Source organism: Deltaproteobacteria bacterium (assembly GCA_018668695.1).
Lineage (GTDB): Bacteria > Myxococcota > XYA12-FULL-58-9 > XYA12-FULL-58-9 > JABJBS01 > JABJBS01.
In genome coordinates this window covers 1-13,694 of record JABJBS010000035.1, presented here as the reverse complement: position 1 = coordinate 13,694, position 13,694 = coordinate 1, and the positions used below count along the sequence as shown (strand labels likewise).

Sequence of the window (13,694 nt, the reverse complement as noted above, 5' to 3'; positions counted from 1 at the left end):
TGCTGGGACAACCTGGCGAATAGATTGGCCGCTACAGCATTTTCTGAAGGTGTGGCGCCATCGTGGCCCTCTTTTTTACGGACAATGAGTTCTTCGTGATTGTGCGCAGTTGAAAAGAGTGCACCGCCCTTAGGATCAGAGAATTGTTCTAGTATCTGTTTGGCAAGTACTTGTGCGCGTGCAAGGTATTGAAAGCCGCCACCGGCTTCGTAGAGATCGAGAAGCCCCTCGCCAAGGTATGCGTAATCTTCGAGATACGCCCTGAGCTGAGCTTTGCCGGCCCGCCAAGTTCGCAGAAGCTCCGAGTTGTCGGTCAGGTGCGTGTGGATAAAATCAGCTGCATTTTTAGCAGCAAGCAGGTAGCGTTGGTCCCCGGTGATTTGGTGTCCAAGTGCCATGGCACCGATCATCATTCCGTTCCAAGCCGTGATAACTTTATCGTCGGTTCCAGGACGGATACGTTGGTTTCGTGCATCGAGTAGCCGCACCTTAGAGTCTGCGATGTTTTGGTGAATGTCCGCAGCGCTCATTGCGTACTGTTTTGCCAGCTCGTCGTGACTTTGCACAGGGTGGGCGATATTGGCACCTTCAAAGTTGCCCTCAGTACTGATATCGAAAGCGGTGCAGAAAATTTCGGCACTTTTAGAGTCGAGCACTTCGCGGATCTGTGCGGGAGTCCACACATAGAATTTACCTTCTTCACCCTCTGAGTCGGCGTCGAGTGCGGAATAAAAACCACCTTCTGGACCCGTCATTTCTCGTATGGTGAAATCTAGCGTTTCTCTAACGACAGCTAGATAACTGGTTTTTTGAGTGACCTGCCAACCTTCAACATAGCTGCGTATCAGCAAGGCGTTGTCATAAAGCATCTTCTCAAAATGGGGCACGAGCCATTTCTCATCCACAGAGTAGCGCGCAAAGCCGCCTCCGATATGATCGTAGATACCGCCTTTTGCCATCATCGTTAGGGTATGGTCGGCCATCTTCAGTGCGGTTGGGTTTGCTGTGTTGTGATGAAATCGTAATAAAAGTGAGATGGATGCAGCCGCCGGAAATTTAGGGGCAGGGCTGAAGCCTCCGTTTACAGTGTCGAAGCCGCGGTGCAGGTTTTGGATGGCCTGTGCTATTTGAGTTTCACCCACAAGACGCACGCTTGTTTTCTCACTCTCTTGCTTCAAGAACCGAACCAAATCTTTGGATTGGTCGATGACCTCGCCCTGGTCGGTACTCCAGGCCCGTGCGATAGACTGCAGAACACGTGGGAAACCGGGGCGCCCGTGGGCATCGTGAGGCGGAAAATAAGTGCCGGCGAAAAAGGGAGCTTGGTCGGGTGTGAGAAACACTGTCATCGGCCAACCGCCGTGTCCGTTGTTCATTGCTACTGTGGCGCTCATGTATATCGAATCGAGGTCAGGTCGTTCTTCTCGGTCGACTTTAATACAGATGAAGAGTTCGTTCATCTGGTTGGCGATTTCCTCATTCTCGAATGATTCTCGTTCCATCACATGGCACCAGTGGCATGCGGAATAACCAATGCTAAGTAAGATTGGTTTGCCCTCTGCTTTGGCTTTTTCCAGTGCTTCAGTTCCCCATGGGTACCAGTCTACTGGGTTGTGAGCATGCTGGAGAAGGTAGGGGCTGGTCTCGTTAATGAGACGGTTTGTGTGAGACTGAGACATTATATTGGGATTCCATTTATCCGCCGCGAGTGTGCATCTCGAGGCGAGGGTTTCGTTTCAATTGGGAGAGCGGGATCAGCGGGCCGCGATTGTCGGCCATTAACCGGTCTTTGGCTCCCTGGTCCTTGCGTGCGGTCCAATGTTGCGTGATTAATTTTTCAAGTTCCCCTGAGCCATCATCCTGGCGTAAGAGGTCCCGCAGATTGAAGCCGGAGGGACTGTAGAGGCAATGGTACCAGACGCCATCGGCGGTGATACGACTCCGGTCACATGTTGAGCAGAAGGGATTTGTTGTTGAGGCAATGATGCCGAACTTTTGCCCAGACTCAAGAGTAAAGCTTTGGGCAGGCGCATGCTTTGGGGCAGCCGCTGATTTGACGGGGCCAAACTCTTTTTCTATTATTTTAATAATCTCATTCTGAGACACAACTTGCTCTTCTTGCCACTTATTAGCGCCACCTACATCCATGTATTCGATGAATCGAATTTCAGCGCCAACTTGGCCAGCGAATCGAAGCATCGACCCGATTTCCCCATGATTTACATTGCGTAAAACGACCATGTTGATTTTGAGCCCGGTGAATCCGGCCTTCACTGCCGCTTCGATCCCTTGGATTGCATCTTGTAATGAGTCTCGGCGGGTCAATTGATGAAAGGTATGGGGCTCTAAGCTGTCTAGGCTGACGGTGATTCGCTGGAGGCCTGCAGCGTGTAAATCGGCGGCGTACTTGTTGAGCAGAGTAGCGTTGGTCGTCATCGCTAGGTCTTCTAGTTCAGGGGATGCCGAGAGCATTTCAACCAGAGCGTGTAGATTTTTTCTGAGCAGTGGCTCGCCGCCGGTAAGTCTAATCCGGGTGACACCTAGCTTCATGAATGATTGAGCAAGCCGGGCATGTTCCTCGAGAGAGAGCAAATCGGCCTTAGGCAGCCAATTGTAGTTTTCTTCGGGCATGCAGTAGTCACAGCGTAGATTACAGCGATCGGTCACAGATAGCCGCAGACTTCGTAGAGGCCGCTCAAGTTGATCTTGAACTGTGAATGTTTGGACCGGTGAAACCATCATTTATCTCGACAGTACTGTGTTAATTGGCTAGTTGCCTACTAAGTAGGCTTACAGAAATTGTCTATATATTTCAAAGCTTAGATGGCTCGATTTAACTTTGGCCCCTTGTCTTGACATGCTGCAAGGCACATAATAGTACCGGATTAGTACGAATTTGGAAAGACGATGTTTAAGCTCGCTAAACTGACAGATTACGGAATAGTTCTCATGGGTTACATGGCCAAGGGTAACGGTGAGTCTCGCGCGGCACGTGAGCTTGCGACCATCTCTGGTTTACCGCTTCCCACGGTCTCGAAAGTACTTAAGTCCCTGTCACGAGGCGGTTTATTAGTTTCACACCGTGGAAAAAAGGGCGGTTACACGTTGGCGATGGATCCAAAGGATATTTCTATTGCTGAGATGATTCGAGTCATGGAAGGTCCGGTTCACCTCACGGAATGCTCGAACGGCCACGCATCAACACCTTGTGAAATGGAAGATCATTGTCCAGTACGCACGAATTGGCAGGCTATTAACGATGTGGTCTTCGAGGCGTTGACCGCCTTCACATTGGCCCAGATGTTGGAAAAATCGTTGTGTATGAGCCACGCCGCCCACGAATCAAATGCCGGGACGAATCTTCTTGAGCTGGTAAAAAGTTGAGGAATTAGAATGACTTCAGAACAAACAATCGAAGACTTTGACGATGGTGATTATAAATACGGTTTTGTTACCGATATTGAAACTGAATACCTCGACCCAGGCTTAAGTGAAGATACGGTTCGTTTTATTTCAGCGAAGAAAGACGAGCCCGAGTGGATGCTTGAGTGGCGACTGAAAGCTTTTCGGCGCTGGCAGACCATGGAAGAGCCAGTATGGCCGAAGGTTGATTACCCAAAAATTGATTTTCAGGCGATCTCATATTTCGCAGCACCTAAATCTAAAGACGACGCGCCGAAGAGTTTAGATGAAGTAGATCCGGAACTCTTGGCAACCTACGAGAAATTGGGCGTGCCTCTCCACGAACGCGCAGCACTGGCTGGCGTTGCTGTCGACGCGGTTTTCGACAGCGTTTCCGTTGCGACGACTTTTAAAGATAAGTTGGCCGACGTTGGCGTGATTTTCTGCCCTATTTCAGAGGCCATCCGAGAGCACCCGGAATTGGTTAAGAAATACATCGGGTCGGTGGTTCCGCATTCCGACAATTATTACTCGGCACTGAACTCTGCGGTCTTCAGTGATGGATCGTTTGTCTATATCCCTAAAGGCGTAAAGTGCCCGATGGAGCTATCTACTTACTTTCGAATCAACGCCCTCAACACCGGGCAATTCGAAAGAACTCTGATCATTGCTGATGATGACAGTTACGTAAGCTACCTCGAAGGTTGCACTGCGCCGATGCGAGATGAAAATCAGCTTCACGCAGCGGTCGTAGAACTGGTTTGCATGAAGGGTGCTGAAATCAAATACAGCACGGTCCAGAACTGGTACCCAGGCGACAAAGACGGCAAGGGCGGAATTTATAATTTCGTAACCAAGCGCGGTGTGTGCCGGGGAGCGAACTCGAAAATTTCTTGGACACAGGTTGAGACCGGCTCTGCCATCACTTGGAAATACCCGAGTGTTATTTTACAGGGCGATAATAGCGTCGGTGAGTTTTACTCAGTAGCGGTTGCGAATAATGCGCAGCAAGCTGATACCGGTACCAAGATGATTCATATTGGGAAAAATACTTCCAGTTTAATCATTTCGAAAGGCATCTCTGCAGGCCGAGCAGAGAACACCTACCGAGGCCTCGTGAAAGTTCAAAAGAACGCAGCGAAAGCTCGTAACTACACACAATGCGATTCGCTTCTCTTTGGGAATAAGTGTGGGGCTCACACTTTCCCGTATGTGGAAGTATCCAATAGCAGCAGTCAAGTTGAGCATGAGGCATCCACCTCAAAAATCAGCGAAGACCAACTGTTCTACTGCCAACAACGTGGCATTTCTGAAGAAGATGCAGTGGCGCTTATCGTCAATGGATTTTGTAAAGAAGTATTTAAAAAGCTTCCTATGGAATTTGCGGTTGAAGCACAGAATCTTCTGGCCGTTAGCCTCGAAGGCAGCGTTGGTTGATTGCAGCTATCCTGCAGCTCATGAATAAAAAGGTTCACAGATGTTAGAAATAAAGAATTTACATGCAAGTGTTGACGGAACTCCTATCCTGCGCGGCCTTGATTTAAGTGTTAAAGCGGGTGAAGTGCACGCCATTATGGGACCAAACGGTTCGGGTAAGAGCACCACAGCGAAGGTCATCGCAGGTCGGGAAGAATACGAAGTAACCGATGGTAGTGTGACTTACCAGGGTAAGGACCTCCTTGAACTTGCCCCTGAGGACCGAGCTTGTGAGGGCGTCTTTATGGCGTACCAGTACCCTGTGGAAATCCCAGGCGTAAACAACATGTATTTCTTGAAAGCAGCGATGAATGCTCAGAGGAAATACCGAGGTGAAGAAGAGCTGGATGCAGCGCAGTTCCTCAAGTTGGTTAAAACTAAGATGGCCGACCTGGAAATGGACAAGAAGTTTCTTGAGCGTCCAGTGAATGAAGGTTTCTCCGGTGGTGAGAAGAAGCGGAACGAGATTCTTCAAATGGGAATGCTGGCGCCAACCTTCGCAATTCTTGACGAGACAGACTCAGGTCTCGATATTGATGCTCTTAAGATTGTAGCAGATGGTGTGAACCGTATGCGCAGTCCCGAGCGGGCGATTGTTGTTGTGACGCACTACCAGCGGTTACTCGACTATATTGAACCTGATTTTGTTCATGTGCTCTCAGGTGGCCGAATCGTTAAATCTGGTGATAAAACTCTAGCACACCGACTTGAAGAAGATGGTTACGCTTGGATTGAAGATGAACTCGAAGGTTCTGAAAAGGTAAGCGCATGAGTGTCACTTTAGAAAATCCCTCGTTTGCAAAAGCACACGAGGTATTTCAAGGGGCTCAACCGAATGCCTCCTTGGACTCAATTCGGCTCAGCGGCGTTGCGGGATTCAATCGCTTAGGCCTGCCAACAAGACGACTGGAAGAATGGCGTTATACAAACCTTAAGACCATTGCTAAATCTGAGTTTCAACTTAGCCAGCCAGGGCTTGAGAAGCTTGGAGAGACAGAAGCATTGCCAGGTTTGGATGCTTACTCAGTTACGGTTCGCGACGGTGTTTTTCAGTCGTGTTCAGATTCGTTACCTGAAGGGGTATCTGTTGTGTCTTTGGCGCAAGGACACTCTTTGGTTTCAAATGTGTTGGGTAAGCTGGTCGAATCAGAAGACGCAATGACTGCGCTCAATACAGCTTTTTTAGAGGCAGGCGTCGTTGTTCACGTTGCCAAAGGTACCTCGATAGAGAAGCCGCTGCATCTTGATTGGGTTGTGTCGCAAGGGCATGAAAACGTTGCTCTTCATCCGCGCCTCGTTGTTGTTCTTGAAGACAATGCACATCTTAATATCATTGAGACCTATCGTGGTGTAAATGAGTCGACTTATCTCAACAATATCGTCTCGGAGATTGCTTTGGGGGCCGGGGCAAACCTGGAGCACACAAAGCTTCAAGAAGAGTCTGCAAACGCCTCTCATCTTGCACAAACATATGTTCAGCAAAACCGGGACAGTCAGTATCGTGCTCACCTGTTTAATTTAGGAGCTAAGATTGGGCGGTCCGCTATCAATCTACGACTGATGGAGCCAGGGGCGTCTTGTTACCTCGGTGGTCTCTATATGATTGCTAAGAAACAGCATGCTGATGTTTATACCAAGATTGAGCATGTCGCTCCTCACTGTAATAGCCAAGAGAACTACAAAGGCATTCTAGACGACTCTGCAACGAGCGTTTTCAATGGTTATGTTCTCGTGCAAAAAGAGGCTCAAAAAACCGACTCATCTCAACAAAATAGAAACCTTATTTTGTCTAAAAATGCTACAGCAAACACCAGACCTCAGCTTGAGATCTATGCGGACGATGTGAAGTGTGCGCACGGTGCTACGGTTGGGCAGCTTGATGAAGACCAGATTTTTTATATGCGTGCTCGGGGTATTTCCCTGGAACAAGCGCGCAGTGAATTAACTTATGGTTTTGCGATGGATGTTTTATCCGAGCTGAAAGTTGAAGCTGCCAGTGTTTATCTGGAAAAGAATATTCGAGAACAATTGTTGAATAAGCCTGTAAACGGATAGGTCAGAGATAATGGATATCGAGAAGATACGCCGCGACTTTCCTGTCTTGAAGCGTTTGGTTCATGACAAGCCACTTGTTTATCTAGACAACGCGGCGACGGCTCAGACTCCCAAGTGCGTGATGGATACGGTTGAAGAATTTTATGGCCTGGAGCGAGCGAATATTCACCGCGGAATTCATTATCTAAGCGACGCTGCAACGACGCGTTACGAAGAAGCCCGAGAGAGCATTCGGAAGTTTATCAACGCTCCGAAAATTGAGGAAGTGCTCTTTGTTCGTGGAACGACGGAGGGTATCAACCTCGTCGCATCGAGCTTTGGAGAAGCTTTTGTGAGCGAAGGGGATGAGATCATCATCTCCGAAATGGAGCACCATAGTAACATCGTCCCATGGCAAATGCTCTGCGAGCGTAAGGGTGCTCACTTAAAAGTCATCCCTGTTGATGATGCCGGCGACCTTCGCATGGATGTGTATGAAAGCCTGTTGAACGAGCGTACGCGCCTCGTAGCCGTAGCTCATGTTTCTAACACATTAGGGACAGTTAATCCGGCTAAGGAACTTGTTGAAAAGGCTCATGCGGTTGGCGCGAAGATTTTACTAGATGGCGCTCAGGCAACACCTCACCAAGCGGTTGATGTTCAGGAGCTTGGTTGTGATTTTTACGTCTTCTCCGGTCACAAGGTTTATGGGCCTACGGGCGTTGGTATTTTGTGGGGCCGCTCCGAGCTTCTAGATGCAATGCCGCCTTATCATGGTGGTGGTTCCATGATCGAGCGAGTGACTTTCGAGAAAACCACTTACAATACGATTCCTCATAAATTTGAGGCAGGTACCCCACATATCGCTGGTGGTATTGCCCTGGGAACAGCGGTTGATTACCTAATGGGTATTGGGATGGACGTGGTGGCCGCACATGAGGCGACTCTCACCCAAGCCACGAATGAACTGTTATCGGGATTCGATGAGCTTCGGCAAATAGGGACCACGTCTGGGAAGGCGGCAGTGTTTAGCTTTGTCATGGAAGGGGCGCACCCGAATGATATCGGGACGATTCTTGATCGCGAGGGTATCGCTATTCGTACAGGTCATCACTGTACGCAGCCACTCTTGGTTCGTTATGGAGTAACAGCAACCGCTCGTGCTTCATTTGGGCTTTATAACTCTTTGGATGAAGTAGCAGCTTTAGGACGTGGGCTTGAAAAAGTCATGCGTATGTTTGCCTGAGGGTCTTATGGTTGATCTGGTCACATTACGAGAAGCACGCATTGAACTCAGCCGAGACATCGTGGCGGTTGAAGTTCCAGCAGGAATAGAGGTGACACTGGTTGCCGGAACGTCGGTCACGATTGCCCAGGAGCTGGGCGGTGATTTTACGCTCAAGAATCCACTCGGATACATGTACCGCGTGTCGGGTATGGATGCCGATGCACTGGGCAAAGAAGTGCCAGTTGAAGCCTTACCGCCAAACTTAAGCGAAGGGGAAGTCACGGAAGAAGTGATTTGGGAACAGCTTAGAAAATGTTACGACCCAGAGATTCCCGTGAACATCGCTGAACTTGGTTTAATTTACGAAGTGTCAGTGAAGCCATCTTCGCCCACCACCAACGTATTTATTCAAATGAGTTTAACGGCTCCTGGCTGCGGAATGGGCCAAGTATTGATGGACGATGTGAAGCGTAAAGTGGAGCAAATTCCAAAAGTGAATGCCAGTGTAGAGCTGACGTTCGACCCGCCATGGACGCCAGAGAGAATGTCTGAAGAGGCCCGGCTGACCACCGGTCTCATGTAGGAACCAAAGCTTCGCGCGTTATGCGTTTAGCTTCTCTCTTACAATTCTTGTTTCACGCTTGTATTCAGGATCCTTGAGCACCACTTGTGCCTGGTCCAGGGAAGCGTTTTGCTCAAGCGAAATCCAATGCCGAGTATCATTGAACGTTTCTGCGCGTTTCACTTCAATCGGTGTTGGCAGATTGTATGCCCTTACGAAGAGAAGATGAAGCGGAACCTCTGGGCGGGTGTTGATGCGTTCCGTTAGGTAGTCCGCTCTCCACACATGACAGTCCCAAAGCCTGTGCGCGCGGATTGGGTTACTGAGCACCACTTGCTCGGTAATATCTACAACAGTCGAGATCGAGAAAGTATCGGTAGTATCATCTCCCGTGACTTGGTCGGCGAAGTCTCGGCAGCTTTCGGAGCGAAGGTGAATCGGTAACTGCTTGGCCCATGTTGGAATGAGACCAAACATTCCACTGGGTCTTTCAAACTCAGGATGGTCGGGCTCCGTGAGGCCACCTTTTTTTAAGAGGTAGCACTGCTTTCCGCTACGGATGGCTTCAACGACTACAGCCCATTCTTTTACGCCATAGGCGTATGATTCTGGAAGCATGATTCTTATTCCCCCTGATTCGACTCGGATGCCTTCACCATTTGATTATGTGCTCTATTGACCTTGGCCGCTAGGTAGAAATCACTTTCTGACAAGCCGCCGATGGTATGAGTCCATATTTCGACCCCACATCGGCCCCAACCAATGTGAAGATCTGGATGATGACGTTGCTCTTCAGCGATATCACCAACTTGATTTGCGAAGCTTATTGCCTCAACGAAATTTTTGAAGACGAAGATTTTCTCGAGATGCCCCGTTCCGCTTATTTTCCAACCATTACCCAACTCTCCAAGGAGCTTTTGGGCTTGATCACCGCGGACCGGAGGTGTGTTAGCATCACCCTCGACACAGGGCATATCTGCAAGTTCAGTCATTGCGTCTCCACACCCATAAAATTAGCATGATCCCAAGTGGCCATGCAAACTGAGGCAGGAGAGACTGGTCGGGTTGCTACTTATGAAAAGCCAAGGATTTCGCGGGTTTGCTTCAGAGTGGAGACTTCGCGTCCTGCCTCTTTAGCACACTTAGCCAAGGCTTCGATGAGCTGACCATTGCTTGTGGCACGGCTGCCATCTGGGAGGTAGAAAGTATCTTCAAGGCCGCTTCGCAAGTTACCGCCGAGTTCCGCTGTTCGTCTATGGACGGGCCATACATTCTGACGACCAATAGCAGTGACCTGCCAAAGAGCATCGGGTGACTTAAGCGGGAGAAGCATGGGGAGCCACTCAGCGTCGAGAGGCATTCCTGAGGCAACACCCATCACGAAGTTGTAACTTGGATTTTTGGCCAGTCCATTTTCATGGAACATCGTTACTGAGCGAATGTGCCCGGCATCAAAACATTCAAATTCGGGTCGTGTGTCATGCTCATCCATTGCGTCGAGAAACTTGGAGATTTTCTCTACAGGATTGTCGAAGAGCATCGGTGGCCAAGCCCAATTTTTGTCGCTCTTTAGCTTGAGGTAATTCATGCTGCCCGAGTTACATGCAGCATATTCAGGTTTAACAGATGCTAAGCAATCAACGGGACCGGAGATGTCGTTGCCGAAAACACCAGTCGACATATTGATGATGATTCCGGGAACTTTTTCACGGATAGCGTCACAGATTTCTTTTGCGACCACTGGGTCCCAGCAAGGAAGGTGACCGAGGCCTTCGTGTTGCATGCGAAAGTGAACGTGAACGATGGTTGCTCCCGCTTGATAAGCCTCGAAACATGCCGCGGCCATTTCTTCAGGTGTTACAGGAACCGGGTGTTGCTTTGGGTTAGTCAAAACACCTGTCACGGCACATGTGATGATAGCGGGACGGTTGGTTTCAGACATAATTGAGCTCCAGTCTATTCTTAAATGTAAGGCGCGAGCTGTGGTCGTAAAGTGATTTCCGTTGGACACACGGTTGGGGATGCATTGAGAAGATAGATAATAGCATCCACGATATCCTGGGTTTGAATCATTTTATTTGCGTCTAGCTTGGGGCTACTCACCAAATCGGTGTTGACGTAGCCCGGCGACACGGCTGATACCTTGATGCCATGTTCTCGGATGTCATCAAAGAGACAACCCGTAAACGCTCGTAACGCATGTTTGCTGGTGGCGTATGCTGTACCGCCGGGGTAGGTTAAGTGCCCAGCAATGGAAGCGATGTTAATAATCGCACCGTTCTTTGATTTTTTGAGATCGGGTATCGACTGTTTACAAAGCGCCATGACGCTTCTTAGATTCAAGTTGATCACTTGGTCGTAATCGTCGAGTGATAGGTCTTCGATAGAGCCAGAGGCGCTGGTGCCCGCATTGTTAATGAGAATATCAAGTCCACCGAGTTCACGAACCAGTAACCTTAGACCTTCAACGGCGGCAGCAGGGCTTTCAAGGTCAACAGGAAGTGCGAAGACTTGCGAGCCAAATGCCCGGCACTCTTTTGCTGTTTGAGCGAGTGTGGATTCAGTCCGCGCTATAAGTCCCACAGCGCAGCCTTTTTCGGCAAGCGTCAAAGCGACGGCTTTACCGATGCCGCGGCTTGCTCCGGTGATGACTGCGATACGACCTTTAAAATTCATACGTGCTTTTACCTTTACGAGTCTCTTAGAAGCTATTCATGGCATAGGCCGCCGATGGATGGAAGAGGAGCCACGATTGAAATTAGCTAGCAGCAAGGCCTTGTAATAACGTATGTTTTTTCGGTTTGGGCAGGTTTAGACCACAAGAATGAACTTGATGGTTTCGTAGGATCTTCTTATTATTGCCCGTTGAGGATGTAGAGTCCGCCTACAATGGAGAGGCCAAGAAGAACAACTCCAAAAATCTTGATCCAACTCCAAGGCCTTTCGCCTTGAACTTCTCCCGTGGAGGCATTGACCACCACTTGATAAGACTTGTCGTTATACCGGTAGGCGAGCATCCAGACGGGTAGCATGAGATTTTTATAGGTGAGTCCGTCGTATCTAGTTTTTAGGTGATGAATACGCTGCTTATCACCGCCAATACGTCGTTTGATTTCCTGCCGAATTGCGGTGTCCATGCGGTCCTTGCCTATTTCGAAGCCCTCTTTGAGTTCTACTTCGTAGGTCATTGCCGTGTAACCAGCGAGCGACTCTTGATTAAATGGAGTCACCTTATCTAGGTACCAGGGTTCAAGCTTTTCCATGAGTTTGCGCTTGGCATCTCGAACCGCGCAAACCAACACGTCATCAAAGAATCTTTGAAATCGGCCGTTGGCTGGATACCAGCGTGTCTTGGTGTGTGTGTTCCCGTTGTTATCCTTGACGGTATAATTTTTACCGCGTTCTCCTCGGTACTCGTTGAATGTAAGAGCATCGAAGGTCCAATGAGGCATGTAGAGACCGTTGAACTTTCCTTTGACGCCACGCTCCTTAAAATCTCCCGGAGCAAACCAGCGGCTGCTGACCCAGTCCTTTAAGTTTTGTTGGGCATCATCGCGCGCAATCATAAACGGCAAAACAGCATCGGTTGGAATCCGATTGTCTGAACCATGGACCTCGTCTTTTTGGACAGGTGAGCCACAGTACGGGCATTCGGTACTGATGATATTATTTTGAAAGAGTATCGTTCCCGCACATGTCTTACAGTTGTACTCCGTGTCTTGGTTTTTCTCTTTCGGTGCTTTATGACTTGCCTGCGCCTCAAGCATTGCGTTGAGGTCTTGCTCTTGAATGACGGCATCTTCAGAGAGATCTATCTCTTTTTCGAAGCCACAGTAGGGGCACTTAAGCTGCTGAACTTGAATGTTGAATTCAAGATCTGAACCACACCCTTCGCAAGGGAAGGAGCGTGCTTGCTCCTCGGGTAGCCGTTGAGTTGCTTCTGTTGATGATGCGGTCATAGTTTAGCTCTTAACGCCGGGAGCAGGTGGTGGCGGAGGAGGTGGTGGTGTCGCAAAACAGGAAGCTAACTGAGGAACCTGGGAGGCCGGGGCCCAACCAGCCATGCCTTGACTCCATACCATGGTTTCACCGCTTATCTGCCCTTGGGCTACACCAGCGGACATTTGTTGAATCGAGAATGGCCCTTGTGTCTGTCCATTAACGGCAACATGAAAAGCAGGGCCTGCCATCGGTGGTGGTGGCGGTGCACTGGCGGCCGCTTGAGGATTCATCCCACCCATCATCTGACCGGCCATGGCAAAGCCCATACCCAAACCAAGCCCCTCTGATGCGCCACCTCCCGAAGGATTTTCCGCGGCGGCCATCATGGCATTGCCCATTTGAAATTGTTGGAACTGCTGCATGTTGCCAATGGCATTCATGCTGCTTCTTTGGTCGATTGCTTTTTCAACTTCGGGTGGCAGCGAAATATTGACGATGTTGAGTTGTGTAACCTCTAGACCGTACTCGTCATCAATGCGTTCACAGACGAGGTCTCGAGCCTTGTCACCGAGGTCTCGGTACTTCGAGGCGAGGTCGAGGGCAGGGATGCCAGCTTCACCGAGCATATCTGCGAAAGAGCTGATGATGATGGAACGCAGCAGTTCAGAAACTTCATCTGCGTTGAAGTCGCCATCTGTGCTTACCAGCTCTTTGAGAATGATAGCTGGGTCGATTGCCTTGAGTGCATAGGTACCAAAAGCTCTTAATCGCACGGGACCAAAGTCGGCGTCTCTTAGCATCACAGGGTTAGGGGTACCCCATTTAAGGTCTGTGATTTGGCGGGTGCTGATGAAGTAAACTTCAGCTTTAAACGGGCTATCAAATCCATGGGCCCAGCCATTGAGAGTGCTTAAAATTGGGATGTTGGCCGTGGTCAGTTCATACATGCCCGGCTCAAAAATATCCGCGACTTGTCCTTCGTTGACGAAGATCGCCTTCTGGCCTGGCCGAACGGTTAGCTTTGCGCCATTCTTGATCTGATTGTGGTAG

Annotated in this window: 14 protein-coding genes; 6 read left to right on the top strand and 8 right to left on the bottom strand. The window is 49.4% G+C overall.

The genetic code is table 11. The annotated features are described in order from the left end of the window. On the bottom strand, positions 1-1,679 hold a 1,679-nt coding region (locus HOK28_01630), incomplete at its 3' end, for a thioredoxin domain-containing protein (protein MBT6431760.1). A gap of 16 nt (positions 1,680-1,695) precedes the next feature. Then, positions 1,696-2,739: a GTP 3',8-cyclase MoaA gene (moaA, locus tag HOK28_01625; protein MBT6431759.1), complete on the bottom strand. Its 1,044-nt coding sequence runs from the start codon at positions 2,737-2,739 to the stop codon at positions 1,696-1,698. A 168-nt stretch (positions 2,740-2,907) separates the two neighbouring features. Here moaA and HOK28_01620 point away from each other — a divergent pair, with 168 nt between their 5' ends. Genes HOK28_01620 through sufT form a run of 6 tightly spaced genes read left to right on the top strand, consistent with a single transcriptional unit; the run spans position 2,908 to position 8,723 of the window. Further along, a complete protein-coding gene (locus tag HOK28_01620; protein MBT6431758.1) occupies positions 2,908-3,384 on the top strand; it encodes an SUF system Fe-S cluster assembly regulator in 477 nt (158 codons plus the stop codon). Positions 3,385-3,393: 9 nt separating this feature from the next. Further along, positions 3,394-4,839 carry a Fe-S cluster assembly protein SufB gene (gene sufB / locus HOK28_01615; GenBank protein ID MBT6431757.1) on the top strand — a complete coding sequence of 482 codons (1,446 nt, stop codon included), beginning with the start codon at positions 3,394-3,396 and terminating at the stop codon, positions 4,837-4,839. Positions 4,840-4,879: 40 nt separating this feature from the next. Further along, positions 4,880-5,650: a Fe-S cluster assembly ATPase SufC gene (sufC, locus tag HOK28_01610; protein ID MBT6431756.1), complete on the top strand. Its 771-nt coding sequence runs from the start codon at positions 4,880-4,882 to the stop codon at positions 5,648-5,650. Next, entirely contained in the window at positions 5,647-6,933 is a 1,287-nt protein-coding gene (sufD, locus tag HOK28_01605) for a Fe-S cluster assembly protein SufD (GenBank protein ID MBT6431755.1), read from the top strand. The genes sufC and sufD overlap by 4 nt, the downstream gene beginning before the upstream one ends. A 10-nt stretch (positions 6,934-6,943) precedes the next feature. Beyond that, positions 6,944-8,158, top strand: coding sequence for a cysteine desulfurase (locus HOK28_01600; protein ID MBT6431754.1), 1,215 nt, complete (start codon positions 6,944-6,946; stop codon positions 8,156-8,158). A 7-nt stretch (positions 8,159-8,165) separates the two neighbouring features. Then, a complete protein-coding gene (sufT, locus tag HOK28_01595; protein MBT6431753.1) occupies positions 8,166-8,723 on the top strand; it encodes a putative Fe-S cluster assembly protein SufT in 558 nt (185 codons plus the stop codon). An 18-nt stretch (positions 8,724-8,741) separates the two neighbouring features. On the opposite strand, the gene HOK28_01590 is transcribed toward sufT, so the two are convergent. The 6 genes from HOK28_01590 to HOK28_01565 form a co-directional block, all read right to left on the bottom strand. Continuing rightward, on the bottom strand, positions 8,742-9,320 hold the full coding sequence (locus tag HOK28_01590) for a DUF1802 family protein (GenBank protein MBT6431752.1): 579 nt from the start codon (positions 9,318-9,320) through the stop codon (positions 8,742-8,744). A 5-nt stretch (positions 9,321-9,325) separates the two neighbouring features. Further along, the gene (locus tag HOK28_01585; protein MBT6431751.1) at positions 9,326-9,676 is read right to left on the bottom strand and encodes a 4a-hydroxytetrahydrobiopterin dehydratase; all 351 of its coding nucleotides are present in this window, start codon (positions 9,674-9,676) and stop codon (positions 9,326-9,328) included. Positions 9,677-9,774: 98 nt separating this feature from the next. Further along, positions 9,775-10,644 carry a 3-keto-5-aminohexanoate cleavage protein gene (locus HOK28_01580; GenBank protein ID MBT6431750.1) on the bottom strand — a complete coding sequence of 290 codons (870 nt, stop codon included), beginning with the start codon at positions 10,642-10,644 and terminating at the stop codon, positions 9,775-9,777. Between the two features lie 20 nt (positions 10,645-10,664). Further along, entirely contained in the window at positions 10,665-11,378 is a 714-nt protein-coding gene (locus HOK28_01575; GenBank protein ID MBT6431749.1) for an SDR family oxidoreductase, read from the bottom strand. 179 nt (positions 11,379-11,557) lie between these two features. Further along, on the bottom strand, positions 11,558-12,661 hold the full coding sequence (locus HOK28_01570) for a hypothetical protein (protein MBT6431748.1): 1,104 nt from the start codon (positions 12,659-12,661) through the stop codon (positions 11,558-11,560). A 3-nt stretch (positions 12,662-12,664) separates the two neighbouring features. After that, positions 12,665-13,694 (bottom strand): SPFH domain-containing protein (locus tag HOK28_01565; GenBank protein MBT6431747.1); only part of this gene is annotated, 1,030 nt, incomplete at its 5' end.